The 24,000-nt window shown below is 70.4% G+C and carries 28 protein-coding genes; 14 read left to right on the top strand and 14 right to left on the bottom strand.

Going from position 1 to position 24,000, the window contains the following annotated elements:
* Positions 1–19: 19 nt before the first annotated feature.
* From OO70_RS45725 to OO70_RS45710, 4 genes are all read right to left on the bottom strand, one after another.
* Entirely contained in the window at positions 20–730 is a 711-nt protein-coding gene (locus OO70_RS45725; protein WP_043686020.1) for an LPXTG cell wall anchor domain-containing protein, read from the bottom strand.
* A 170-nt stretch (positions 731–900) separates the two neighbouring features.
* The gene (serS, locus tag OO70_RS45720; RefSeq protein WP_043686017.1) at positions 901–2,178 is read right to left on the bottom strand and encodes a serine--tRNA ligase; all 1,278 of its coding nucleotides are present in this window, start codon (positions 2,176–2,178) and stop codon (positions 901–903) included.
* A 382-nt stretch (positions 2,179–2,560) separates the two neighbouring features.
* A complete protein-coding gene (locus OO70_RS45715) occupies positions 2,561–3,088 on the bottom strand; it encodes an ATP-binding protein (RefSeq protein ID WP_043686014.1) in 528 nt (175 codons plus the stop codon).
* 181 nt (positions 3,089–3,269) lie between these two features.
* Complete coding sequence (locus OO70_RS45710; RefSeq protein WP_043686011.1) at positions 3,270–3,647, bottom strand: STAS domain-containing protein; 378 nt, start codon at positions 3,645–3,647, stop codon at positions 3,270–3,272.
* A gap of 276 nt (positions 3,648–3,923) precedes the next feature.
* Here OO70_RS45710 and OO70_RS45705 point away from each other — a divergent pair, with 276 nt between their 5' ends.
* The 3 genes from OO70_RS45705 to OO70_RS45695 all read left to right on the top strand — a co-directional run bounded on the left by OO70_RS45705 (position 3,924) and on the right by OO70_RS45695 (position 7,392).
* On the top strand, positions 3,924–4,808 hold the full coding sequence (locus OO70_RS45705; RefSeq protein WP_043686008.1) for an RNA polymerase sigma factor SigF: 885 nt from the start codon (positions 3,924–3,926) through the stop codon (positions 4,806–4,808).
* 227 nt (positions 4,809–5,035) lie between these two features.
* Positions 5,036–6,529, top strand: coding sequence for an RICIN domain-containing protein (locus tag OO70_RS45700; protein WP_043686005.1), 1,494 nt, complete (start codon positions 5,036–5,038; stop codon positions 6,527–6,529).
* Positions 6,530–6,633: 104 nt separating this feature from the next.
* Positions 6,634–7,392, top strand: coding sequence for a DUF5995 family protein (locus OO70_RS45695; protein WP_043686002.1), 759 nt, complete (start codon positions 6,634–6,636; stop codon positions 7,390–7,392).
* Positions 7,393–7,537: 145 nt separating this feature from the next.
* Here the strand turns inward: OO70_RS45695 and OO70_RS45690 are convergent, their stop codons facing one another.
* Positions 7,538–7,756, bottom strand: coding sequence for a hypothetical protein (locus tag OO70_RS45690; protein WP_043685999.1), 219 nt, complete (start codon positions 7,754–7,756; stop codon positions 7,538–7,540).
* Positions 7,757–7,948: 192 nt separating this feature from the next.
* Here OO70_RS45690 and OO70_RS45685 point away from each other — a divergent pair, with 192 nt between their 5' ends.
* Genes OO70_RS45685 through OO70_RS45670 form a run of 4 tightly spaced genes read left to right on the top strand, consistent with a single transcriptional unit; the run spans position 7,949 to position 9,852 of the window.
* A complete protein-coding gene (locus OO70_RS45685; protein ID WP_043685996.1) occupies positions 7,949–8,800 on the top strand; it encodes a helix-turn-helix domain-containing protein in 852 nt (283 codons plus the stop codon).
* An 8-nt stretch (positions 8,801–8,808) separates the two neighbouring features.
* Complete coding sequence (locus tag OO70_RS45680) at positions 8,809–9,006, top strand: DUF397 domain-containing protein (RefSeq protein WP_043685993.1); 198 nt, start codon at positions 8,809–8,811, stop codon at positions 9,004–9,006.
* 48 nt (positions 9,007–9,054) lie between these two features.
* Entirely contained in the window at positions 9,055–9,594 is a 540-nt protein-coding gene (locus OO70_RS54980; protein WP_043685991.1) for an AAA family ATPase, read from the top strand.
* 57 nt (positions 9,595–9,651) lie between these two features.
* The gene (locus tag OO70_RS45670; RefSeq protein ID WP_043685988.1) at positions 9,652–9,852 is read left to right on the top strand and encodes a DUF397 domain-containing protein; all 201 of its coding nucleotides are present in this window, start codon (positions 9,652–9,654) and stop codon (positions 9,850–9,852) included.
* Here OO70_RS45670 and OO70_RS45665 read toward each other — a convergent pair.
* From OO70_RS45665 to hutU, 7 genes are all read right to left on the bottom strand, one after another.
* Positions 9,839–10,822 (bottom strand): CehA/McbA family metallohydrolase, encoded by a 984-nt coding sequence (locus OO70_RS45665; RefSeq protein ID WP_199827531.1) that lies wholly within the window; start codon positions 10,820–10,822, stop codon positions 9,839–9,841. The two genes, OO70_RS45670 and OO70_RS45665, sit on opposite strands and share 14 nt — an antisense overlap.
* A gap of 21 nt (positions 10,823–10,843) precedes the next feature.
* On the bottom strand, positions 10,844–11,254 hold the full coding sequence (locus OO70_RS45660; protein WP_043685985.1) for a hypothetical protein: 411 nt from the start codon (positions 11,252–11,254) through the stop codon (positions 10,844–10,846).
* Between the two features lie 158 nt (positions 11,255–11,412).
* Entirely contained in the window at positions 11,413–11,790 is a 378-nt protein-coding gene (locus OO70_RS45655) for a hypothetical protein (protein ID WP_043686121.1), read from the bottom strand.
* Between the two features lie 53 nt (positions 11,791–11,843).
* On the bottom strand, positions 11,844–13,019 hold the full coding sequence (gene hutI, locus OO70_RS45650; RefSeq protein ID WP_043685982.1) for an imidazolonepropionase: 1,176 nt from the start codon (positions 13,017–13,019) through the stop codon (positions 11,844–11,846).
* Between the two features lie 59 nt (positions 13,020–13,078).
* Positions 13,079–14,425, bottom strand: a complete 1,347-nt coding sequence (locus OO70_RS45645; RefSeq protein WP_043685979.1) for a formimidoylglutamate deiminase — start codon at positions 14,423–14,425, stop codon at positions 13,079–13,081.
* Complete coding sequence (locus OO70_RS45640) at positions 14,422–15,633, bottom strand: allantoate amidohydrolase (RefSeq protein WP_106971895.1); 1,212 nt, start codon at positions 15,631–15,633, stop codon at positions 14,422–14,424. Before OO70_RS45640 ends, OO70_RS45645 begins: the two co-directional genes overlap by 4 nt.
* Positions 15,634–15,764: 131 nt before the next feature.
* On the bottom strand, positions 15,765–17,429 hold the full coding sequence (gene hutU / locus OO70_RS45635) for a urocanate hydratase (protein WP_043685975.1): 1,665 nt from the start codon (positions 17,427–17,429) through the stop codon (positions 15,765–15,767).
* 176 nt (positions 17,430–17,605) lie between these two features.
* Here hutU and OO70_RS45630 point away from each other — a divergent pair, with 176 nt between their 5' ends.
* The 5 genes from OO70_RS45630 (at position 17,606) to OO70_RS45610 (ending at position 21,371) form a co-directional block, all read left to right on the top strand.
* Positions 17,606–18,985 (top strand): type III PLP-dependent enzyme domain-containing protein, encoded by a 1,380-nt coding sequence (locus OO70_RS45630; protein ID WP_043685973.1) that lies wholly within the window; start codon positions 17,606–17,608, stop codon positions 18,983–18,985.
* 183 nt (positions 18,986–19,168) lie between these two features.
* A complete protein-coding gene (locus tag OO70_RS45625) occupies positions 19,169–19,567 on the top strand; it encodes a hypothetical protein (protein WP_199827530.1) in 399 nt (132 codons plus the stop codon).
* Positions 19,564–20,427: a hypothetical protein gene (locus OO70_RS45620; protein ID WP_043685968.1), complete on the top strand. Its 864-nt coding sequence runs from the start codon at positions 19,564–19,566 to the stop codon at positions 20,425–20,427. Before OO70_RS45625 ends, OO70_RS45620 begins: the two co-directional genes overlap by 4 nt.
* A gap of 34 nt (positions 20,428–20,461) precedes the next feature.
* Positions 20,462–20,974: a roadblock/LC7 domain-containing protein gene (locus tag OO70_RS45615; protein ID WP_043685966.1), complete on the top strand. Its 513-nt coding sequence runs from the start codon at positions 20,462–20,464 to the stop codon at positions 20,972–20,974.
* A 22-nt stretch (positions 20,975–20,996) separates the two neighbouring features.
* A complete protein-coding gene (locus OO70_RS45610) occupies positions 20,997–21,371 on the top strand; it encodes a roadblock/LC7 domain-containing protein (RefSeq protein ID WP_043685963.1) in 375 nt (124 codons plus the stop codon).
* An 8-nt stretch (positions 21,372–21,379) separates the two neighbouring features.
* Here the strand turns inward: OO70_RS45610 and OO70_RS45605 are convergent, their stop codons facing one another.
* Together OO70_RS45605 and OO70_RS45600 are read right to left on the bottom strand one after the other, a co-directional pair.
* Positions 21,380–21,970 (bottom strand): hypothetical protein, encoded by a 591-nt coding sequence (locus OO70_RS45605; protein WP_078651823.1) that lies wholly within the window; start codon positions 21,968–21,970, stop codon positions 21,380–21,382.
* 128 nt (positions 21,971–22,098) lie between these two features.
* Positions 22,099–22,632: a PadR family transcriptional regulator gene (locus OO70_RS45600; RefSeq protein WP_043685956.1), complete on the bottom strand. Its 534-nt coding sequence runs from the start codon at positions 22,630–22,632 to the stop codon at positions 22,099–22,101.
* Between the two features lie 127 nt (positions 22,633–22,759).
* Between OO70_RS45600 and OO70_RS54975 the strand changes: the two genes are divergently transcribed.
* Complete coding sequence (locus OO70_RS54975; RefSeq protein ID WP_043685953.1) at positions 22,760–23,311, top strand: DUF3159 domain-containing protein; 552 nt, start codon at positions 22,760–22,762, stop codon at positions 23,309–23,311.
* Complete coding sequence (locus OO70_RS54970; protein WP_043685950.1) at positions 23,308–23,946, top strand: TMEM175 family protein; 639 nt, start codon at positions 23,308–23,310, stop codon at positions 23,944–23,946. The genes OO70_RS54975 and OO70_RS54970 overlap by 4 nt, the downstream gene beginning before the upstream one ends.
* Positions 23,947–24,000 lie beyond the last annotated feature (54 nt).

Genomic DNA, 24,000 nt, shown 5'->3' with positions numbered 1-24,000 from the left:
GGCGGTCTCGCGGGGGCTGTCAACGGCGGGCGCGGGCCGTCTGGTTGCGCCGGGTCAGCCACAGGGTGCCCGCCGCGCCCGCGAGGAGGACCGTGCCGCCGAGCGTGCCGAGGGCGATGACCGAGTCGTCGGGGCCGGTCTTCGGGAGCGAGCCGCCGGAGTCCGTACCGGTGCCCGAACTGGTGGAACCCGTCGAGCCGGTCGACCCCGACGATCCGCTCGCCGCCGTCACGTCCAGCGTGAGGGACGGGCCGGGGCTGTTGGTGGGGGTGCAGGTCGTCGTCGTACCGAGGGCCTTGATGGTGAGAACGGCCGCCGTGAACGTGACCTTGCCGGACGCCTTCGGGGTGTACGTGCCCGTCAAGTCGTTGATTTTGATGGGGGTGTTGGCGGGGATCGCGGCCTGGTTCGCCGGGCCCGACACCGAGACCGTGCCGCTGTCGGCGCCGCCCACCTTGATGGTGGCGCTCGGGCTCATCGCGCCCTTGCCGAGTTCGACGGGGCTGGAGGAGACGCCCTTCTGCCAGGACATGGTGAGCTTGTAGCCGCTGCCGCTCTTGACACCCTTGATGTCGATCGGCGAGACGGCCGTCTTGACGCCGATCGGTGTCTGGCACTTGTAGTTGACATTGACGACGGAGGCCTCGGCTGCGGGGGCGGCCATGAATACCGCCGAGCCGGCCAGGGCCGCGACGGACGCGAGCGCTGCGGTTCGTTTCTGGTACGACACGGTCCCCTCATTCCCGACCGCCATTCCTGACGGCACATCAGATCGGCCGTCAAGGTACGCCCGGGGTCGTGAGGAGGGAAGACAAGGCGCACGCCGGAGTTGTGACGATCCGGCGTGCGCGAAGGGTGAGTCGAGTGGATGGGGTGACCGGGGGTAACCCGAGGTGGGCGTCAGCCGAGCAGGTCGGGCACACCCCAGCGGCGCAGCACCTCGGGCACCACGACCGTGCCGTCGGCCCGCTGATGCTGTTCGAGGATCGCGGGCAGGAGCCGGCTGGTGGCGAGGCCCGAGGCGTTGAGCGTGTGCACGTACGCCGTCTTGCCGCCGTTCGCCGGGCGGTAACGGATGCCACCGCGCCGGGCCTGGTACTCGCGGCTGTTCGACACCGAACTGACCTCTGTGTAGGCGCCGAGGCTGGGCAGCCAGACCTCCACGTCGTACGTCTTGGCCTGGGCGGGGCTGGTGTCCCCGGCGGCGAGTTTGGTGACGCGATAGTGCAGGCCGAGGCCGGCGACCAACTCCTCGGCGCGGGCGAGGAGTTCGAGCTGCGCCGCGTCCGAGTCGGCGGGGCGCGCGAACTGGAACAGCTCGACCTTGTTGAACTGGTGGCCGCGCAGGGTGCCCCGGTCGGCGGTGCGGTGGCTGCCGCTCTCCTTGCGGTAACAGGGCGTGTACGCCACGTACTTGCGCGGCAGTTCGCCCTCGTCGAGGGTCTCGCCGCGGTGCAGGTTGACCAGCGCGGTCTCGGCGGTCGGCAGCAGGAACCGCTCCGGGCGCCCGTCCTCGCCCGCCTCCACCACGAACACCTCGTCGGCGAACTTCGGGAACTGCCCAGCCGTATAACCGGCTTCGTAGGTGAGCAGATGCGGCGGGAGCACGAACTCGTAGCCCGCTCGGCGGTGGCTGTCGAGGAAGTGGTTGAGCAGGGCCCACTCCAGTGCGGCGCCGTCGCCCCGGTAGATCCAGTGGCCGTTGCCGGCGAGGGCGGTGCCGCGCCGGTAGTCCACGAGGCCGAGATCCTGGGCGAGTTGGACGTGGTCACGGCGGTCGGCGAGGTCGGGTGGCGGGGTGCCTACGGTCCGTACGACCTCGTTGTGCTCCTTGCCGCCCGCGGCCACGTCCTCGTCCGGGAGGTTGGGCAGGGCGTCGAGGAACTGCTGGTGTTCGCGGGCAAGTTGGGCGAGTTCGACTTCGGCCTCGGTGACCTGGTCGGCCAAGGCCGTGGCGGTGGCCTGGAGTTCGTCGGCGGGGGTGCCCGCCCGTTGTCGTACGGCGATCTCCGCCGAGACACGATTGCGCTCGCCGCGCAGTCGCTCCACGGTCGTGCGGGTGTCCCGGAAGCGGGCGTCGAGGGCGAGGAAGCCCGGGATGTCCACGTCCACGGCGCGCTTGCGCAGGGCCTCGCGGACCTGCTCGGGCCGCTGTCGGATGAGGGTGACGTCGAGCATCGGATGCGCTCCGTCCGGTCGGCCGGGGCACCTGATCGCCCCGGGGGTGATCCCTCGGGGCGTGGGCGAGAGGGTGCTCGCGGTGCCACCACGCCTTCACCGGCCACGGCGTCGTACGCACACGTGCTCGTACGGCCGTAGAACGGTCTCGTTCGGGCCCGATGACGGGGGCCGGCCGGCGGGGCATGGGGTCCGTCCGGACGACGGGCCGTTCCTCCCCGCGCTCGGGAGGGGATTCGCCCGGGGTGCGAGGCCGCCTTCACAGCAACGGCGACTCTCTCGGCTCGCGGGACCCGGGGTACTCGTCTCCGTCAGCGCGTTGGGGACGAGCGTAGGGCCGGGTCGGGGCGCGGGAAAACGAATTTCGCGACGGGCAGGGGGCCTACGCGGGCGCGCCCAGCTCCGCCCATACCGTCTTGCCGGTGACTCCGGGGGTGCGGACGACCCCCCAGTCCATGCACAGCCGCTGCACGATGAACATGCCGTGGCCGCCGGGGCGGCCCGCGCGGTGCGGGGTTCTGGGGGCGGGCTGGCCCGTGCCGCGGTCGGAGACCTCGACGCGGATCACCTTGTTGTCGCAGCTGATCCGCATCTCGTCGGGACCTTCGGCGTGCAGGCAGGCGTTGGTGACCAGTTCGGAGACGACGAGGAGCACGTCCTCGGCGGCGGCCCGCCGGTCGGCGCCGTCGGCGGGCAGCCAGCCCCAGGCGTAGAGGGCCTGGCGGGCGAAGTCGCGGGCCATCGGGACGACCCCGCTCTCGCCCGCGAAACTGAGCCTGCGGGCATGCCGGCCCGCGGACGGTTCCGCGCCGTCCACGGCGGGCGGCACGGAAGCGCCCCCGGCGGGCGTCGCCGAAGCGCCACCGGGCTCCGGGCGGTCGCCCGGCGGGTAGGGCCGGGTGGTGCTCATCAGCGCTTCACCTCACCGATTCACCGGTTCACGATTCAAGAGTCGGTACGTGTTCAAGAGTCAGTACGTGTTGCAAGAGCCAGTACGTGGATCAGGAGCATTTTGGTCGCTCCGGTTCCCGACAGGTTCAGATGTTCTCCTGCCCGAGCGAACCGGCAAAACACCCTTTACTCGGCAGGGTTCAGTCGGACTCGTCGGCGAGGGCCGCCCCGAGGGTGTCGTGGACGGTGAAGACCGCGTCCGCTCCGGTGATCTCGAACACGCGCGCCACCGCGGGCTTCATCCCCGCGAGGTGCACTCCGCCGCCCGCGGCTTCCGCCTTCAGGCGCGCGCCGAGCAGTACGTTCAGGCCCGTGGAGTCGCAGAACTCCAGCCGTGAGCAGTCCACGACGAGCCGTGCGTACCCATGGGTGAGCAGGTCCTCCAGTGGTTCACGCAACAGGTCGGCGGTGTGGTGATCCAACTCACCCGCCGGTGTCACGACAGCGCTGAGGCCCTGTTTCCGCACCTCGACCAGAAGCCGGCCAGACTGTGCGCTGCCGACCGTCCCGCGGTCCATGCCGTCTCTCTCTCCCGAGGTCGTGGCTGTTGACGTTCGCCCTGGAACACTACGCCTTCCTCACACTCTCCAACACCCGAACAATCGCCCACTAATGGACATATAGGTGCAGAGTGCACTTGCGGCGGGCTCCGGAAAGCGGATAGGGCTAGTAGAGACAAGTATTTGGACATTCGATACGACCGACCGACCGACACGACCGGCTTTGGAGGCGCCGCACTCCGCAGTGCACGCACCGGCTTCGGCAGCCATATGCCGAGAACGATGGAGGACGCCATGTCACCCCGGCTCGACGCATCGCCTACCCAGGCAGCGACGTCGACACCCCCACCGGCACAACTGGATCCCAATCCCATCATCGAGGGACTCCCCGAGATCCCCCCGTACGACGAGATCGGTGCCGTCGACGCACGGGCCCTCTCCAAGACTCTCTTCGCGCGGCTGGAGTCGCTCGAGGAAGGGACGTACGCGTACTCGTACGTCCGCAACACGCTCGTCGAACTCAACCTCGCGCTGGTCAAGTTCGCCGCCTCCCGCTTCCGCTCGCGCAGCGAGCCGATGGAGGACATCATCCAGGTCGGCACGATCGGCCTGATCAAGGCGATCGACCGCTTCGAACTCAGCCGCGGCGTCGAGTTCCCCACCTTCGCGATGCCGACCATCGTCGGTGAGATCAAGCGCTTCTTCCGTGACACCTCGTGGTCCGTGCGCGTCCCGCGCCGACTGCAGGAACTCCGGCTCGACCTGGCCAAGGCCGGCGACGAACTGGCCCAGCGACTCGACCGCGCCCCCACCGTGGACGAGCTGGCGGAGCACCTGAAGCTCTCCCGGGACGAGGTCGTCGAGGGCATGGCGGCGTCAAATGCCTACACGGCCAGCTCACTTGACGCCCAGCCCGAGGAGGACGACTCCGAGGGCGCGCTGGCGGACCGTATCGGCTACGAGGACCACGGGCTCGAAGGCATCGAGTACGTCGAGTCGTTGAAGCCGCTGATCGCCGAACTCCCGTTCCGGGACCGGCAGATCCTCTCCCTGCGGTTCGTCGCCAACATGACGCAGTCGGAGATCGGCGACGAGCTGGGCATCTCGCAGATGCATGTGTCGCGGCTGCTGTCGCGGACGCTGGTGCGACTGCGGAAGGCACTTACGGTCGAGGAGTAACCCTCCCCCGGCCGGCTGCTGTGTGCCGGTATCGCCTGTACTGAGCGCGGCGCGCGTGTGTGCGCCGCGCTCAGGCGTGCTCTGGCCGTACCCATCTCAGGCCGTACGGTTCCCGGGGTTACCCGCAGAAACCTCTTTCCCCACCGGTCGCCTTCCCTCACTATGGTCACCCGACAAACTGGCTGGTACGTCAGGACGGAACGGCACGGGTGCGAGGAGGCGGGTGAATGGTTCGCTCCGACGAGGGCGGCGGAACAGCCACTGACGCGTCCGACGCCCGGCTCACGGAGTTACTGCGCGCCGACACGTCCACGGTCTACACGGCCCTGCAGGAACTCCGCACCCGGCACCAGCCGTCCGTGCTCTCCTACGCCCGCCTGTGCACGACGAGCGAATCGGCGGCACGGCAGTTGGCGGCGCAGGCGTTCACCCTGGCGGCCCGCGAGACGGCACGCGGGGTGGACCCGGCCGTCCCCTGGCGGTACCAACTCCTGCTGCTGACAGGGCGGGTGGCCGCGTCGTGGTCCCAGGACGACCGCTCGACCGGCCTGGACCCCGGCCTCCTCCTGCTCCTGAACACGACGGACCCGGCACCGTCCATGCTCCCGGCGTTCCTCTCGCTCCCCTCCCGCACACAGGGCCTGGTCTGGTACGGCATCGTCGAGCAGGAACCAGAAACGGTGACCGCCGCCTACCTCGGCCTCACCCGCGAAGACGTCGTCCACGGCACCGGACCGGCCCTCCAGTCCATGGCCCAGGCCTGCCTGAAGTCCCGCCTGGCCGCCTCCGACGACCCGCGCTGCGGTGACTTCCGGCGCCTGATCGAGGAGTCGGTACGCCCCGACAACCCCCGCGACAGCGCCGACCTGCGCGCGCACATGGCGCAGTGCGTCCACTGCACGGGCGCGTACGAGGAACTGACGGCGCTGCGGGACGCTCCGCGGGCGACGCTGGCGGAGGGGTTGCTGGCGTGGGCGGGGGCGTCGTATGCGAGGAGGGGTCGGGAGGAGGTGAGGGGCAACGCCGTTGGGACTCCGGCGAGTTGGTCGCCCTCGCGTCGACTGGTGCTGGCTTCGGCGGCGTTGGGGGTGGCGTTGGTGCCGCTGTTGTTCTTTTTGCTGCGGCCGGGTGGGTCGACGGCGCGGTCGAGTTCGGCGGCGGGGGTGGTGGCGATTCCGTCGAGTCCGTCCGAGGTGACGGTGACGGCGACGGTCCCGGTGACGCCGTCCGTGTCCCCGTCCAAGTCGCCGTCTCCGACGGGGAGTTCGAAGCCGACGCGTTCCGTGAGCGCGACGCCCTCCCCGACTCCAACGACTCACGCACCCAACGGCACGTACGCCCAGGTCGTGAACGTCTCCACGGGCCGGTGCCTGGACATCCGGGACGGCGACCTGACGGAGGGCACGGATGTGATCACGGCCGCCTGCTCCTCGTCCAACACCCAGTTGTGGCGGGTGGATTCGGCCCGCGGGGTGGTGCAGTCGGGCGCCGACTCCGACCTGTGCCTGGACAGCCGGGGGTCCGTGGACAAGGGCGTCGGCATCTGGGAGTGCGATTCGGTGGACGGGAGTCACGGCGAGAACCTGAGGTTCACGGTGGACGGGGACGGGGTGATCCGCCCGGCGATCGCGATCTTGACGGGGATGACGCCGGCGGACGGCGACGGGGTTTCGCTGGTGCCGTTGAGCGGGGGCGCGGAGCAGCGGTGGCGGGCGGGGTGAGGGGGACTGCCGTCGGACGGGTGTGCGGATGAGCCGTACCGGAGCGGTCGGTATCGGTGAGACTGGGCAGTCCGAACTGTGGCTCCGCCAAAGGGGAGTTGGGCATGACGGCACAGAACATCGACGAGGTCGTGGACGGGCTTGCCGGCATCGTGGGGGAGGCGACCCGCGCCGGTGACCGGATCGGATATTTCGCGGCCCTGTACCGACAGGTGACCGTCGAGATCCGTAAGGCCATCCACGAGGGGCAGTTCGAGGACGGTCCGCGGATGGACCGCTTCGACACGCTCTTCGGGAACCGTTACTTCGCCGCGCACGACGCGTGGCTCCGCGACCGGAGCGGGCCACGTTGCTGGCGCGTGACATTCGGGCTGCTGGAGGACGCCGACACCGTCATCGTCCAGCATCTGATCCTCGGCGTGAACGCGCACATCAACCTCGACCTGGCCGTCGCCGCCGCGGGGACCGACCCCGGCAAGGACATCCAGGCGCTACGGCACGACTTCCTGCTGATCAACGACATCCTGGCGCGGGTGGTGCTGGCGGTGCAGGACTCGGTCGACGCGGTGTCACCACTCCTGTCCCTCCTGGACCGGGTCGGCGGCCGCACCGACGAACAGATCCTCGACTTCAGCATCGTCCAGTCGCGCGCGGAGGCGTGGCACAACGCGGTGGTGCTGGCCGGGCAGAGTGAGGGTGAGCGCGCGGCGACCATCGAACGCCTCGACATCCGGGCCGCGGTGCTGGCGCGGCTGATCGCCCGCCCGGGGGCGTTGGTCCGCCCGGCGCTTGAGCTGATCCGCCACACCGAGAGCGATGACGTGGCGGGGGTCATCGCTCACCTGGACAGCGCTGTGCGGTGAACAACTCCGTCGCGTCGGCGATCGCGTGGGAGCGGTCGAGCCAGGTGGCGAGTTCGTCGGGGGCGGTGGCGGTGAGGATGCGGTCGCGGGTGGGGGTGGGGGTGGGGACGTCGATCTGACGCAGTTGGACGACGCGATCAACGATCTAGGCGGCGTCCAGGTCACACCACACGTACTTGCCGCGATGCCCGTTCCTCGACAACGGCTGCCACCCCCAGGCGGTGTCCGCGACGCGGATGAGGCCGTGCACGGTGAGGACCAGGCGCAGGGTTCGGCGGCAGACGGTGACTGCACGGCGGTCGTGCGGGACGGAGAGGCAGTACTCCCAGGGTTCCGGCTCGGGTTGGGTTTCGGTTTCGGGCATGCGGCAGCTCCGGGGCGGTGGGTGTTGGGTGCGCGCGGTGGCATTGCCGCAGCCGTCATGGCAGGACGAAGCGGTGCGCTTCCGCAGCGTGTACGTGGCATCACCGACAGTAGGGTGTAAATTCATACCCTCGCAACCGCCTCGCGTAATCTGACCCCCCGAACGAGGAGTCCCAGAGAGGCAGTTACTCGGATGACCATGCGGAACCAGCCCACCGCTCGACACGTGCGCCTGGGTTCCGAGCTGCGCAAACTGCGGGAGGCCGCAGGCAAGCCGGCCAAAGAGATCGCCGGGCTCCTTGGGTCGAGTTCGGCACACATGAGCCAGATCGAAGCCGGTAGTTCAGCGATCAGTAAGGAACGGCTGCGCAGACTGGCGGCCCACTGCGCCTGCACGGACGAGGAGTTGATCGAGGCCCTGGTGGTGATGGCGACCGAGCGCACACGCGGGTGGTGGGACGAGTACAAGGGAGTCCTGCCCCAGGTGAACCTGGACGTGGCCGAGGCAGAGCACCATGCGAAGTTCCTGCGGGAAGTCGTCATCACGCACGTCCCCGGGCTGCTCCAGACACCGGACTACGCGCGGGCGGTCTTCGGGTACATGCGTCCGGAGCTCCCCGAGAGCGAGCTGGCACCCCGGGTGGACCACCGGATGAAACGGCGAGCCGTCATCGAAGGCGACAACCCGACGCCGTACGAGACGATCATTCACGAGTTCGCGTTGCGAATCCGCGTGGCCGATCGCCAGGCGTCCATCGCTCAACTCCGCCGCATCCTGACCGAGATCGAGGAGGGACACGCCACCGTTCGCGTCATCCCGACCGACCAGGACGGCTTTGGCGGTGCCGACGCCTCGATGATGCACATGGGCGGCCCACTGCCCCGACTAGACACGGGGCTGCTCGACGCTCCCACTGGGACGATGTTCATCGATGCACAGGCGGAGTTGAATCGGCTCCGAACACTCTTCCGTAGGGTACAAACGGCGTCGCTGGACCCCACGGCGTCACGAGACCTCATCCACCGTTTGGTGAAGGAGCTGTGAGGCACGCCATGACCCATGCCCTGCACTGGCAGAAGTCCACCTTCTCGGGCGGCGGCGAAGGCAACACCTGCGTCGAACTCGCCGCCACCCCCACCACCCTCCACCTCCGCGAAAGCGACACCCCCGACACCGAACTCACCACCACCGCAACCCCGTTGACCCACCTCATACGCGGCGTGAAGTCGGGCCTGTTCCGCACAACCTGACGCCCCTCACCAACTCCGGGGCCACACCGCCCGACATACGATGCCGAGATGCACGAGGACGCCCCCCGACACGCCCGCGCCCTCCTGATCAACGGCACGGTCGGCGTGGGCAAGACAACCGTCGCCGAGGCGGTGGGCGACCTCCTCACCGACGCCGAAGTCCCTCACGCCGTGCTGGACCTCGACTGGCTGAGCAACTCGTGGCCCACACCTCCCGGCGACCGGTTCAACTTCGCCATGCTGGTGCGAAACCTGCGGAGCGTCGCAGGTCACTACCTCGACGCAGGAGCGACGCACCTCGTACTCGCCGGCGTGATCGAGGAACAGGCCGAGCGGAAACAACTGGCCGACGCCGTAGGTGTCGACCTCACGGTGTGCCGACTCCGCGCCGAACTGCCGTTCATCCACCAGCGTTTGACCCACCGTCATGGCAGCGAGACCGAGGCACTGCAATGGCACCTGCACCGCTCCGGTGAACTGGACGGCATCCTCAGCCGCGCCGCAGTCGACGACTTCACCATCGACACCGGCACAGGCTCCGTCACCGACATCGCCCTGTCCGTGATCAGGGCGGCCGGCTGGCAATGATCACCTGACGCCCCACTACCCAACGGCACCCCCGTAGAAGGACCGGTGAGGACCCACATGTCCCAGGCCAGACACTGGCAGAAGTCCACCTTCTCCGACGGCGGCGACGGCAACACCTGCGTCGAACTCGCCGCCACCCCCACCACCCTCCACCTCCGCGAAAGCGACACCCCCGACACCGAACTCACCACCACAGCAGGCCCGTTGACCCAGCTCATAAGCAGCGTAAAGTCGGGCCTGTTCCTCAGCGAAGGATGATCGGGTTGCTCAGAGCCGCCATGCCCCCACCGGGGTGACGCACCTCGACTCGGACGAACGCTGCCGACTCCGCCGCGCCGGTACGCCACTCCAGCGTGCCCACTCCCGCAGCAGGCAGCGAACCAACGTGGACCTCTCCCGCCCCGGTGTGAAAACTGACCACCCCTGAAGGCACACCCCGCACGCCCACCCGAGCCACGACCGGTTCGTCACAGCTCTCCAACTGCCCACCGACACCGACTCGCTGAGCACCGGCAGAGACCGTGAACGACAACTCGACGGCGGCAGACTCGGCGATCCAACTCCGCCCGGCACGAATCCCGGCGAGCACCGCATCCGTACTCAACTCCTCGGCCCGCACAACGGTCTGCGGGATACCAATCTGGCCGGACAGATGGGTGTCGCTGTTCCCCATCGCCGGCCGCCACCGGCCCCCACGGATCCCCGCGTCCAGACCACGCCCCCACTCCGCCAGCGCCGCCTCGTTGTCCGCCTGCCAGGGCAGGTCCGAACTCCACGGCCCGTTCCAGACCTCGACCACGTCGAACCCCTGATACGGATACATGAACGTGCCCGAGTCGTACGGCGCGTGCGGATGGGCCACCACACACAGCCCACCCACCCGATGGACTTCGTCGAGATGCCGGTCGACCAGCCCGTCCCCCGCGCCGTACCGCCACTCGACCACCTGCCCCGGCCGGACACCCAGCGCAAGCCAGTGTCCGGTCCGGGTGGTGACCTCTTGGCCGAGGACGACCAGCAGATCGTCACCGGCGTAGCGACCCCAAACGCCATGCGTGTCCGCGTTGTTGTGCTCGGTGGCCGCCAGAAAATCCAGCCCCGCCGCACGCGCCTCGCCGGCAAGGCGTTCCGGCGTCAGCTCACCGCCGTGCGAGGACATCGAGTGCACGTGACAGTCGCCCCGGTACCAGCCGCCTCCCCGACCGGCCACCCGCTCCACGCCCGGCATGCTCCTCCTTGCTCCACCCGGTCAGGCGGCGTCGAGGGCTGCGGTGATCTTGCGGACCATCTCCACCATGACGGGGCTGGGCTCGCCCTTCTTGGGTCGGACGGCCGCTTCGACCGCGACAAGGACGGTACTGCGGAAGTTGTCGGCCTCCGCCGGATCCTGCTTCTTGAGCAGGCCCATGGCCGTGGTCAGCGCCGGCAGCACCTGGTCGGCGATCTCGGCCACGGACTTGCCGTTCAGGTTCGCGATCTTCGTGTTCTCGGCGAGCACGTACCCGACCTGACCGGTCGCCGAGGCCAGGGCGAGGCTGCCCTGGGTGGCGATCCGATGGGGCGAGCCGACGGCGGCACCGGCGGCGGTGACCAACGTGATGGCGCCGTACGCGGCGGTACGCAGGGTGTTCTTGTCCTGGTCGGTGAGGGTGATGGCCATGATGGTGTGCTCCTCGGCTCTGCGTCGCGCGGCCCCGGATCGGGGCTCGCGTCTGTGGAACAGAGCCTGCGCCCACCCGGTTTCACGACGGCCTCAGCGCGCTTTCAGCCGACGCGCGGACAACGGCATGCGCTGAAAGCGAGTTGAGAACACGCCTCTCAGCGATCGACCACCCAGCGCGCGTCCACAGGCCAGGACCCCGTGCCGACGATGTGCTCCACGATCCTGAACGCCTCGTCGATCCGCACGGTGTCCCCGTCCGGGTACTCGTCGTGCTGCCCGTCGGCAAGAACGAACCCCGCGCTCGACCCGTCGGCTCCCGGATCCACGGCATGCTCGCCGGGGTCGCCCTCTCCGGCCAGCAGCATCACCATCGCCCGCTCCGCATTCGTCACGAAGGCCAACGACCGCCCGGCCGAACTGGTCAGCCAGGTCTCACGATGCCCGTCGTCGATCCGCGCCCGCAGAATCTCCCGAACCGCCTCGGAGGGCACAGCCACGGCTCCGCCGTCATCGATCGTCCATGACTCGATCATGAGCACGACGATCTCACGGACGGGTCAGTCGGTGGCCGCTGCGGCAGCACTGGTCAGGCCACCCGCGTCCCCCGCCGCCACACCCCACTCACCAACGGCACCCCCGGCCGATAAGCCAGGTGCACATGGCTCGGCGCATCCAGCAGAACCAGATCCGCACGCGCCCCCACCGCCACCCGCCCCACATCATCCCGTCGCAACGCCGCCGCCCCACCCGCCGTGGCCGACCACACCGCCTCGTCCGGAGTCATCCCCATGTCCCGTACCGCGAGCGCAATGCAGAAGGGGACGGACGACGTGAAGGACGAACCCGGGTTGCAGTCCGTCGACAAGGCCACCGTGACGCCCGCGTCCAACAGGCGGCGCGCGTCCGGCCATTCCGCGCGCGTCGAGAACTCGGCGCCGGGGAGCAACGTCGCGACCGTACGGCCGCTCGCCAGCGCGTCCACGTCCGCGTCCGTCAGATGCGTGCAGTGGTCCGCGCTCGCCGCGTCCAGTTCTACGGCGAGTTGGACGCCGGGGCCGTAGGAGAGCTGGTTGGCGTGGATGCGCGGGTGCAACCCCTTCGCCCGCCCCGCCGTGAGGATCGCGCGCGCCTGGTCGCCGTCGAACGCGCCCTTCTCGCAGAAGACGTCGATCCAACGGGCGTGCGGGGCACAGGCGTTGAGCATCTCGCCGGTGACCAGTGCCACGTATGCGGCGGGGTCGTCGGCGTAGTCCGGGGAGACGATGTGCGCACCGAGGTACGTCACCTCGTCCGTGTGCGCGGCGGCGATGCGCAGCGCGCGGGACTCGTCGGCGACCGTCAGGCCGTAGCCGGACTTCGTCTCGAAGGTGGTGGTGCCCTGGCGGAGCGCCTCGTCCAGGTAACGGGTGAGGTTCGCCTCCAGTTCCGCGTCGCTCGCCGCGCGCGTCGCCGCGACCGTCGTACGGATGCCGCCCGCGCTGTACGCCCGCCCGGACATGCGGGCGTTGAACTCCTGGGTGCGGTCGCCCGCGAAGACGAGGTGGGAGTGGGAGTCCACGAAGCCCGGCAGGACCGCCCTCCCACCGGCGTCGACCCGATTGTCAGTGGCGGGTGCTTTGCTTGATTCACCGGTCCAAGCGATGCGGTCGCCGTCGATGACGACGGCCGCGTCCTGGATCAGACCGAGAGGGGAACCGTCACCGAGGGAGGGGTCGTTGGTGACCAGCGTGGCGATGTTGGTGATGACAGTGGTGCTGCTCATCGTGTCCTCGTGGGTGCGGGGGAGCGTGTCCTCGTGGGTGCGTGGGTCGGCGATCGTCTCTACGCACGCAGGGCTTCGACCGCCTGCGCGAGCGCTTGCGGCACATCCGGTACGAGCGCGTGCGCCCCGTCGCGTACGACGTGCCGCCCGCCCACGATCGTGTGCCGTACGTCCGCTGCCGTCGCCGCGAATACGGCCGTCTCGGCGCCGAGCCTGGGCACCGGGCCTGCCGTCCTGACCGAGTCGAGCGCGATGGTGGTGAAGTCCGCGAGCGCGCCTGCCTCGAGAGTGCCCGCTTCGGCCCAGCCCAGCGCCGCGTGGCCGTCGGCCGAGGCTGCGCGGAGCAGGGCCGCCGCCGTCCAGTGACCCCGGGTTCGGGTGCGCAGGCGTTCGTTCAACTCCATTGCGCGGGCCTCTTCCAGCAGGTCGATGACCGCGTGACTGTCCGAGCCGAGGGAGAGGGGGGAACCGGCTCGCTGGAGGGCTACGGCGGGGCCGATGCCGTCCGCCAGGTCGCGTTCCGTCGTCGGGCACATGCAGGTGCCCGTGCCGGTCGAGCCCAGCAGCGCGATGTCCTCGTCCGTGAGGTGGGTGTTGTGGACGCCGGTGGTGCGGGGGCCCAGCACTCCGTGGTCGGCGAGGAGCCGGGTCGGCGTGCAGTCGTGGGCGGTGCGGCAGGCGTCGTTCTCGGCGGTCTGCTCGGACAGGTGGACGTGGAGCGGGGCCCGCCGCTCCTCGGCCCAGCGGGCCACCGTCGCCAACTCCCGTGCGGGCACGGCCCGTACGGAGTGGATGGCGGCACCGATCCTTGCGTGATCCCGTTCCTTGAGAAGTGAACAGCGTTCCGCCCAGGCGTCCGCGCTTCCGTCGGAGAAGCGCAGCTGGTGGCGGTTGGGGGGCTGTCCGAAGCCGGAGGAAAGGTAGGCGGTGTCGAGGAGGGTGATGCGGATACCGGCTTCGGAGGCGGCGGCGATGAGGGCCTCGCCCATGGCGTTGGGGTCGGCGTACGGGGTGCCGCCGTGCGCGTGGTGCACGTAGTGGAACTCGCCGACCGCCGTGATCCCGGCCAGCGCCATCTCGGCGTACACCGCGCGGGCGAGTGCGTGGTAGGTGTCCGGGGTGAGCTGGTCTGCGAAGGAGTACATCAGCTCGCGCCAGGTCCAGAAGGTGCCGGAGCCGACCTGGACGGTGCCGCGCAGGGCGCGGTGGAAGGCGTGGCTGTGGGCGTTGGCGAGACCGGGGAGGGTGAGGCCGCGGAGGATCTCGGCGCCGGGGGGCGGACCCTCGATGCCCGTGCGGACGGCCGCGATCCGTCCGTCACTCACCTCCAGGGCTACGCCCGGCTCGACGTTGGTGTCGAGCCAGGCGTGTTCCAGCCAGTACGTCCGCGTGGTGGGGTGCGTCACCTGCAGGCCAGCCCTTCCAGTACGTCGGCGAGTGCGGTCACCCCGGCCACGCAGTCGTCCTCGGCCGCGAACTCGGCCGGGGAGTGCGAGACGCCCGTGGGGTTGCGCACGAACAGCATGGCGGTCGGGATGCTCCCGGAGAGGATTCCGGCGTCGTGTCCGGCACCGGTGCCGAGGACGGGGACGTTCAGGTGTGTGTCCTCGCCGGTCTTCCCCAGGACTCGGGCGAGTTCGTCGCGCAGGGCGTGGTCGAACTCGACGACCGGGGTGAAGGACTCCCGGACGATGTCGAGTTCGATGCCGTGCGCCTCCGCGTATTCGCGGGCCGCCTTCTCGACGCCGGTGACCACCGTGTCCAGGGTGTCCTGATCGGCGGCGCGGGAGTCGAGCCAGCCGCGCACCAGGGAGGGGATGGCGTTGACGCCGTTCGGTTCTACGGCGATCTTCCCGAACGTGGCCACGGCGCCCGCGAGTTGGGCCTCGCGACGGGCGGCGAGAACGGTCTCGGCGTACGACAGCATCGGGTCGCGGCGGTCCACCAGCCGGGTGGTGCCGGCGTGGTTGGCCTCGCCCCGGAAGTCGAACCGCCACCGCCCGTGCGGCCAGATGGCGCTGGCGATGCCGACCCGGTCGCCGGACAGGTCGAGGGCGCGGCCCTGTTCGACGTGGAGTTCGACGAAGGCGCCGATGCGGGCGAGTCGTTCGGGGTCGGGGCCGATGGCGTCGGCGTCGTAGCCTGCCGCCGCCATGGCCTGCGGGAGGGTGACCCCGTCGCCGTCGGTCAGCCTGTGCGCCTGCTCGACGGTGAGCTGCCCGGCGGTCAGCCGTGACCCGACGCAGGCGAGCCCGAAGCGGGCTCCCTCCTCGTCACCGAAGTTGACGAGGGCGAGCGGCTTGGTGAACTGCGCTCCCCTGCCCCGCAGTTCGTCGAGTGCGGCGAAGGACGACACGACGCCGAGGGGACCGTCGAAGGCCCCACCGTCCGGCACCGAGTCGAGATGCGACCCGGTGACGACGGCGTCCCCGGCGGCGGGGTCACCCAGCCAGGCCCACTGGTTGCCGTTGCGGTCGAGCTCGTAGGTCAGGCCGCGTGACTCGGCCTGTGCCTTGAACCAGTCCCGGCACTCGGCGTCGGCGGCCGTCCAGGCGAACCGGCGATAGCCGCCGGAGTCGGGGTGCCGGCCGATGGGGAGCAGCTCGCGCCACATCTCGTGGAAGGAGTCACCGGCCACCAGAGCCGCGCCGGCACCGGCACTCACGCCCGAAAACACACCCGCACCCGGCGACGAGAGACCCGCCCCCGCCGAAGAGCTGCCGCCCCGCTCATCTCCCGGAAGGGTCACGCGTCTCCACCCTCGCGCATCGGCACCCGCACACCCCGCTCGTCCGCGACCCGCTCCGCGATGTCGTAGCCGGCGTCGACGTGCCGGATGACGCCCATGCCGGGGTCGTTGGTCAGCACGCGGCGGAGCTTCTCGCCCGCGAGCTTCGTGCCGTCGGCCACCGAGACCTGGCCCGCGTGGATGGAGCGGCCCATGCCGACGCCGCCGCCATGGTGGATCGACACCCAGGACGCACCCGACGCCACATTCACCATCGCGTTCAGCAGCGGCCAGTCGGCGATCGCGTCGGAGCCGTCGAGCATGGCCTCGGTCTCGCGGTAGGGCGAGGCGACGGAGCCGGAGTCGAGGTGATCGCGGCCGATGACCAGCGGGGCGGCCAACTCACCGCTCGCCACCATGTCGTTGAAGCGTTCGCCGGCCTTGTCGCGCTCGCCGTAGCCGAGCCAGCAGATGCGAGCCGGGAGGCCCTGGAAGTGGACCCTTTCGCCCGCCATCTTGATCCAGCGGTGCAGGGACTCGTTCTCCGGGAAGAGGTCGAGGATCGCCTTGTCCGTCTTGTGGATGTCGGAGGCCTCGCCGGACAGGGCGGCCCAGCGGAAGGGGCCCTTGCCCTCGGAGAAGAGGGGGCGGATGTAGGCGGGGACAAAGCCGGGGAAGGCGAACGCCCGCTCGTATCCGGCGAGTTGGGCCTCGCCGCGGATCGAGTTGCCGTAGTCGAAGACCTCGGCACCGGCGTCCATGAAGCCGACCATCGCCTCGACGTGCTTGGCCATGGACTCACGGGCGCGGACGGTGAAGCCCGCCGGGTCCTTGGCGGCGGCGTCGGCCATGTCGTCGAAGTCGATGCCGATGGGGAGATACGCCAGCGGGTCGTGGGCCGAGGTCTGGTCGGTCACGATGTCGATGGGGGCGCCCTCGGCGAGCATCTGCGGGAGCAGCTCCGCCGCGTTGCCGAGGAGGCCGATGGAGAGCGGGCGGCGGGCGTCGCGGGCCTCGACGGCGAGCTGCAGGGCGTGCGCGAGGGAGTCCGCGCGCACGTCGAGGTAGCGGTGCTCGATGCGGCGTTCGATGGCGCGCGGGTCGACGTCGATACAGATCGCGACGCCGTCGTTCATGGTCACGGCGAGGGGCTGGGCGCCGCCCATGCCGCCGAGGCCGGCCGTGAGGGTGATGGTTCCAGCGAGGGTGCCGTTGAACTTCTTCGCGGCGACGGCGGCGAAGGTCTCGTAGGTGCCCTGGAGGATGCCCTGGGTGCCGATGTAGATCCAGGAACCGGCGGTCATCTGGCCGTACATGGTGAGCCCGAGGGCCTCCAGGCGCCGGAACTCCTCCCAGTTGGCCCAGTCGCCGACCAGGTTGGAGTTGGCGATGAGGACGCGCGGCGCCCACTCGTGGGTCTGCATGACGCCGACCGGGCGGCCGGACTGCACGAGCATCGTCTCGTCCTGCTTGAGGGTGCGCAGGGTGCGGATCATGGCGTCGTAGGAGCGCCAGTCGCGGGCGGCCTTGCCGGTGCCGCCGTAGACGACGAGCTTGTCGGGGTGTTCGGCGACCTCGGGGTCCAGGTTGTTCTGCAGCATCCGCAGGGCGGCTTCCTGCTGCCATCCCAGGGCGCTCAGTTCCGTACCGCGCGGTGCTCGTACGGGGCGGGGTCCTGACATGGTCTGCCTCCTAGCGGACTGCGATCAGCGGATGTCCACGGCGCGTCTTTACTGTGGTTATTCACATCCTGGCGTTCTGAATAGAACTAGTCAATACATCGAGGCCCCGATGTGGGCAGGCTCCGAGTGTTTGGCTGGATGTAACGACCACGGGCAACGACACGACGGGGGACGCAGTGAACGACGTACACCAGGGTCACACGGACGGCGCCGAGCGGACCGCGCGCCGGGACCAGGCGGTGCGGGCCGCCGTGGAGCAAGGGCTCCTGGGACCCGGCGCCCCCATCGCCGCGCTGCTCGACGTCACCGGTATCCGGGAGTCCGCGGCGGCGCTGCGGGCGGCGTTCGACGAGGTGACCGCGCCGGGGACGCCGGTGCTGCACGCGTTCGCCGTGAAGGCGAGCCCGCTGGTGCCGGTGCTGCGGCTGCTGCGCGAGGAGGGCATCGGGGCGGAGGTCGCGAGTCCGGGCGAGTTGGCGCTCGCGCGGGCAGCCGGCGTACGGCCGGAGCAGACCGTGCTGGACGCGCCCGCGAAGACGGCGGCGGAGTTGCGGGAGGCGCTGGCGCTGGGGATCGCGGTGAACGTCGACAATCCGCAGGAGTTGGAGCGGATCGACGCGCTCATGCGGTCCGCCACCAGCCGCTCCCCGCTCGGGATCCGGGTCAATCCGCAGATCGGCGGCGGGTCGATCGCCGCGCTCTCGACGGCCACGGCGACCTCGAAGTTCGGGGTGGCGCTGCGGGACGAGGGGGCGCGCGAGTGGGTGGTGCGGGCGTTCGCGGAGCGACCGTGGCTGACCCGGCTGCACGCGCACACCGGGTCGCAGGGCATCCCGCTGGCGTTGCTGGCGCGGGGCGTCGCGGAGACGTACGAGCTGGCGGAGGAGATCAACGCGCGGATCGGGCGGCCGCAGATCGACACCCTCGACATCGGCGGCGGCTTGGGGGTGAACTTCGGCTCGGACGCGACGACCCCGACGTACGCGCAGTACGCGCGGCTGCTGCGGGAGGCGGTGCCGGGGCTGTTCGACGGGCGGTACGGGCTGGTGACCGAGTTCGGGCGGTCGATGCTGGCCAAGCAGGGCACGGTGGTGGCCCGGGTCGAGTACGCGAAGAGCGCCGGCGGGCGGCCGATCGCGATCACGCACGCGGGCGTGCAGGTGGCCACGCGGACGGTGTACGCGCCGCAGTCGTGGCCGCTGCGGATCGCCGCCTACGACGGGAAAGGGCGGCCCAAGTCGGGGGCGGACGTGGTGCAGGACGTCGCCGGGCCCGCGTGCTTCGCGGGGGACCTGCTGGCCGAGGGGCAGGCGCTGCCCTTGCTGGAGCAGGGGGACTACGCGGCGGCGCTGGACACCGGGGCGTACTACTTCGCGGCCCACTACGCCTACAACTCCCTTGCCAGGCCCGGGGTTTACGGCTTCGTGCCGGACGGTTCCGGGGGCGTGGCGTTCGCGACCGTGCGGAAGCCGCAGACGGTGGCGGAGATCGTGGCCGAATCCGGAGGGGCGCACGCCGCCGCGCTCACCACCCTGCGCGCGCCTGGGCGCCGTTGACGCACACCGGTGCGAGCAGGGTTCAACTGACCCATGCAACTCGTCTGAAAACGGGGTCAGTTGACCCACCTTAGTCACTCGGGTGCATGTTCCACTGGAAAATGCCAGATCCCTCACCCCTCGGCCACACGGTGCGTAGCTTCGTCGTCACTCAGCCGAACCGCAGGCGGGAGGGGAGCCACGGTGCCCGGAATCGACGAGTGCTTACTGGAGGCCATGCGACTGCCCGGTGCCCGGGGAGCCGCGCTGGTCGACTGGACGAGCGGGCTGGCCCTGGGCGTCGTAGGAGAGTCGCCCGGGGGTGACCAGGAGGCCAGTGCGGCCGAGGCCGCGGAGCTGGCGCGGCTGGCGGCCGAGCACCGGGCGTTCGCGTCCGTCGGGGAGGACGGGGAGGAGGCCGACGATCCTCCGCTCGAGGATCTGATCGTCAGCAACCGGGACAGCTATCACGTGCTCCGGTTCGTGCGGACGTCGTTCGAGAGCAGTGTGTTCCTGCATCTGTGGCTGGCCCGCACGGAGGGCAATCTGGCGCTGGCCCGGATCCGGCTCGGCGAGATGGCCGGACGGCTGGTGCTGGGATGACCGCCGTCAGGACCACGCCGACCACACCGCCGCCCCGGCTGCCCGTACGGGACAAGGCCGCCGCCGGTGACCGCGGCTGGGGCGGGGTCTCGCCGATGCTGACGCGGCTCGCGGCGGAGGAGGCCACCGGGGTTCTCGTCCGCGAGCGCGGCAGTCTTCACCTCGTCGCGGGCCATGTGGTGCACGCCGAGAGCCCCTCCGCACCCGGTCTCGACCTGCTCCTCACCGCGCGCGGCACATTGCGCACCGAGGCCTGGCAGGCTGCCGCCGACGCGACCGACGACCGGCACGCCACGACCCGACTGCTGCTCGACCGCGGCCTGTTGAGTTCGGGAGCGCTGGAACTGTGCCATCTCGGGGCGCTGTACGACGCGGCGTACTTCGTGCTCGCGCCGAGCAGTACCCCGGGGCGTTTCCGGTACGGGGTCACGCATCCGGTCGGCGGGGTGCGGCCGGTTCCGGTGGCCACGCTGGAGCGCGAGACGCTGCGCCGCCGCGATCTGCTGCACCGCGTCTGGCCGGACGCGGCGACGGACGGCGCGCCGCTGGTGCGGGCCGAGCCCGTCGCTCCCCCGCCGGTCACCGCCCGGCAGGCGGCGGTACTGGCCCAGGTGGACGGCGTACGGACGGCGACGGACATCGCGCGGGCGCTGGGCCGGCGGGCGTTCCCCACGCTGCTGGACGTCCGGCGGCTGGTGTCGGCGGGGCTCGTGTCGCCCCGGCCGCCCGCGCCCGCCGCCGCGCCCTCGTCCGGCACCACCGGTCCCGACGGCACCCGTCCCCATGCCAGCCCTCCCCATGTCACCGACCCCGACATCACATTGCTGAAGAGGCTCAGGGATGCGCTGGAGGCCCTTTGAGTGGCAGCGAGCACGCGCCGAGAGGAGAGAGCCGATGGCCTCCGAGGCCGAGATCCTCGACGAGCTGCGCCGGTTGAGAGCCCGTGTGCCCCAGCTGACCGGGGCGCTGGCGGCGGGCGTCGACGGTCTCGTCCTGGCGCAGGACACCCCCGGCGTCGAGCCGGAGCGGGTCGCGGCACTGACCGTGACGGCGCTCGGCGTGGCCGTACGGATGGCGGACGCGACCGGGCAGGGCGACTTCCGCGAGCTGATCGTGCGCGGGGTCTACGGCTATGTCGCGACCTACGCGGCAGGCACGGGCGCCGTGCTGACCGTGCTCGCGCAGGACCGCGTCAACGTCGGCCGGCTGCTGCTGGAGGGCCGCCGCGCGGGGGCCCGGATCGGCGAACTGGTCGACGCCGAGGCGGCGGCCGCGGCCGAGGCCGAGGAACAGGCCGAAGCGGCGCCCGCCGAGGCACCCACCAAGACCACCACGGCACGAACGAGAACGGCGCGCGCACCACGCACCACCGCAACCACCAACGCGCGCACCACCACGGAAAGTTGAACGGACCCAAGGGAGCACTGTCATGGCCAACACCGAAACCTCGCTCAAAGAGGCGCTGACCTCCATCGAGGGCGCGACCGGCGTCGCACTCGTCGACTACACCAGCGGTATGGCGCTCGGCACGATGGGCGGCAGCAAGACCTTCGACCTCGGCGTCGCCGCCGCCGGGAACACCGACGTCGTGCGCTCCAAGATGCGCACGATGGAGCACCTCGGCCTGAAGGGCGAGATCGAGGACATCCTGATCACCCTGTCCAACCAGTACCACCTGATCCGCCTGCTCAAGGGACGCGGCGGCAACGGCCTGTTCCTCTACCTGGTGCTCGACGCCAACCGCGCCAACCTGGCGATGGCCCGCCACCAGCTGAAGAAGATCGAGGCGGACCTGGAGGTCTAGGCCCCCGGCTACGCGAAGACGTCGCTGCGGCGCGCCCCGCCCGGGGTCGCGTCGCCGGCGGCGATGCCCGTGGAGCGGTAGCCCTTGACCGGCTTGCCGGCGGGGGCGCCGTTGCGCTTGTCCAGCCAGTCCACGCGGATCCACAGCAGGACGTCGTCGGCCCGTTCCCGGCGGCCCAGCCAGGCGGCCTTCAGGCGCAGCCCGGCACCGGCACCGGCGAGCAGCATGCCGCCCGCCGCGGGCACGGCGAACGAACTGCCCAGCGCGAGCACGAAGGCGAGGACCACCCACCAACGGTGGGCGCGGCGCCAGTTCCGTACGGACACCGCGCGGTCCTGGAGCACGTCGTGCTTTCCGGCCCGGGCGGCGCCGCGCGCGAGGGCGGTGTAGCGCTTGCGGCGCGCGTACGACACCACGAGCGCCGCGATGATGAACAGCGCGGCCCCGGCCATCACCCCGATCCGGCGCCCGGTGACACCCGACGGCAACACCCCGACACCCGCCGCCAGCACCCCGAACCACCACAGCGGGGCGGCTCCGGCCCGTACGACGACTGCCACTCGGGCCAGCCCCTGGACTCTGCGATCTCCGCGTGCCACGTCCCGCCTCCTGGTCGTCCCGGCACAGTTCCGTAGTGCGGGGAGACTAGTGAGCGAACGTGAGACGAGTCTGAGAACGGGCTTTTTCGCCCTTGCCCCGTGTCAGGCTTTCCCACCCTCGCCCCGTGTCAGGAGGGGGTGTCCAGGCGCTCGGTGAGCTCCCCGGCGGCCCAGCGGGCCCACTGCTCGGCGGCCTCGGAACCCCGCAGGCCGTATTCGAGCATGAGCCAGCCGCAGACCTGGACGGGGTCGCCGACCCACTTCGCGTTGTCGTGGATGGCCTGCAGCGCCGTGAGCCGCGCGTGGTTGTGGTCGGCGAACTTCTCCAAGTAGGCCGCGCCTTCCCCGCTGTTGAGGGTCCACAGGAAGAAGACGCGGAGGAGGGCGGCGCTGCGGAAGGCGAGGTCGAGGTCGGGTTCGGTGAGCCAGCGGCGCAGTTCGGCGCGGCCGGCGTCGGTGATGCCGTACTCGCGGCGCTGGCGGGCGCCGGTGCCGGTGATCTCGATCAGACCGTTCTCGTCGAGCTTGGCCAGTTCGCTGTAGACCTGGCTCTTCTGGGCGGGCCACACGGCCGACAGCCCCTCGTCGAACCGCTTGAGCAAGTCGTAGCCGCTGGCGGGCTGTTCGGAGAGGAGCCCGAGGAGGGCGTGGGGCAGGCTCATGAACTCACCCTACCTTTCCGGTATTTCACCAATCCTGACTGGACGGTCGAGAGTTGGACGGTCATAATTCTACCGTCCAACATTGGACTCACCGCTTCGACTTTTGGATTCGTGGAGGAAGACACCGGTGAACTACGTCCGCGGTTTCGCACCCTGGCTGTGTTACGCGGCCCTGAGCCCGGTCGACTGGCGACTGGGCACGGGCGCCGCCGCACTGGCCGCGCTCTGGTTACTCGCCGGGCAGCTCCGCGCCCGCAGTGTCGACCTGCTGGGCGCCGCCACCTGCGCCTTCTTCGTGGTCATGGCCGTCGTCGCGCTGGCGGACCCGGCATCGGGGCTGCGGAACTGGATCTGCGCGCTGGCGAACACCACCCTCGCGGCCACGGCCCTGACCTCGCTCGCCGTGCGCCGCCCCTTCACCCTGACCTTCGCCCGGGCCGAGGTGCCGCAGGAGTTCTGGCACGCGCCCCGGTTCATCCGGGTCAACATGGTCCTGACGGCGATCTGGGCGTCCGCGTTCACCCTCGGCGCGCTCGCCTGCGCCTCCGTGGTCCAGTACGACCACTCCTCGACCGCGCCGCTGGTCACCGTCCAGGTCCTGGCGTTCGTCGTCCCCTTCGTCCTCTCCGGCCGCTACGCCGCCCGAGCCAAGGCCGCGGCCGGACAGGCGATCGCGTGAGCACGCACAACGAAACGACCGAGCCCGCAGAGCCCGCCGAGCGGATCGAACCGGCGAGTCCGGAGCGGCTGATCTACTTCTCGGACGCGGTGGTGGCCATCGCCATCACGCTGCTGGCCCTGGAACTGCCGGTCCCGGGCGCGGAGGCGCACGGCGACTCGGGCGTGCAGCACTTCCTGCGCGAGCACCTGACGGAGTACTTCGCGTTCCTCGTCAGCTTCGCGGCCATCGCCATGCAGTGGATGCTCCACCAGCGCCTCTTCCGGTACGTGACCGGTCTGTCCGGCGGGGCCATCCGCTGGAACCTGCTGTGGCTGCTGCTGATCGTCGTCACGCCGTTCACGACGAAACTGCTGACCAGCGAGGCGGACGCGTTCCGGATCCAGTTCATCGTCTACGCGGCCACTCAGGCGCTGACGAGCCTGTCCTTCAGACTGGCCTTCGCGGACCTGCGCAGGTCGGGGATGCTGCGCCCGGACGCCCCGCGCGGGGTGATCACGGAGACCCTGGCATGGGTGGACGCGATGATCGTGACCTTCGCCGTCTCGATACCCGTCGCACTGGTCACGCACTGGGCATCCCTGTGCTGGGCGCTGCTGCCGGTGACACAGAAGGTCCTGCGCCGCCTCACCTGACGAGAAGGGGCCGCCCGGCAACCACCGGAACCCGGGCAACGGGCGGCCCCGGCG

Origin of the sequence: Streptomyces xylophagus (assembly GCF_000716435.1) — a bacterium.
Lineage (GTDB): Bacteria > Actinomycetota > Actinomycetes > Streptomycetales > Streptomycetaceae > Streptomyces > Streptomyces xylophagus.
Note: the sequence above shows the minus strand (reverse complement) of the source record. Positions and strands in the feature narration are given on the sequence as shown.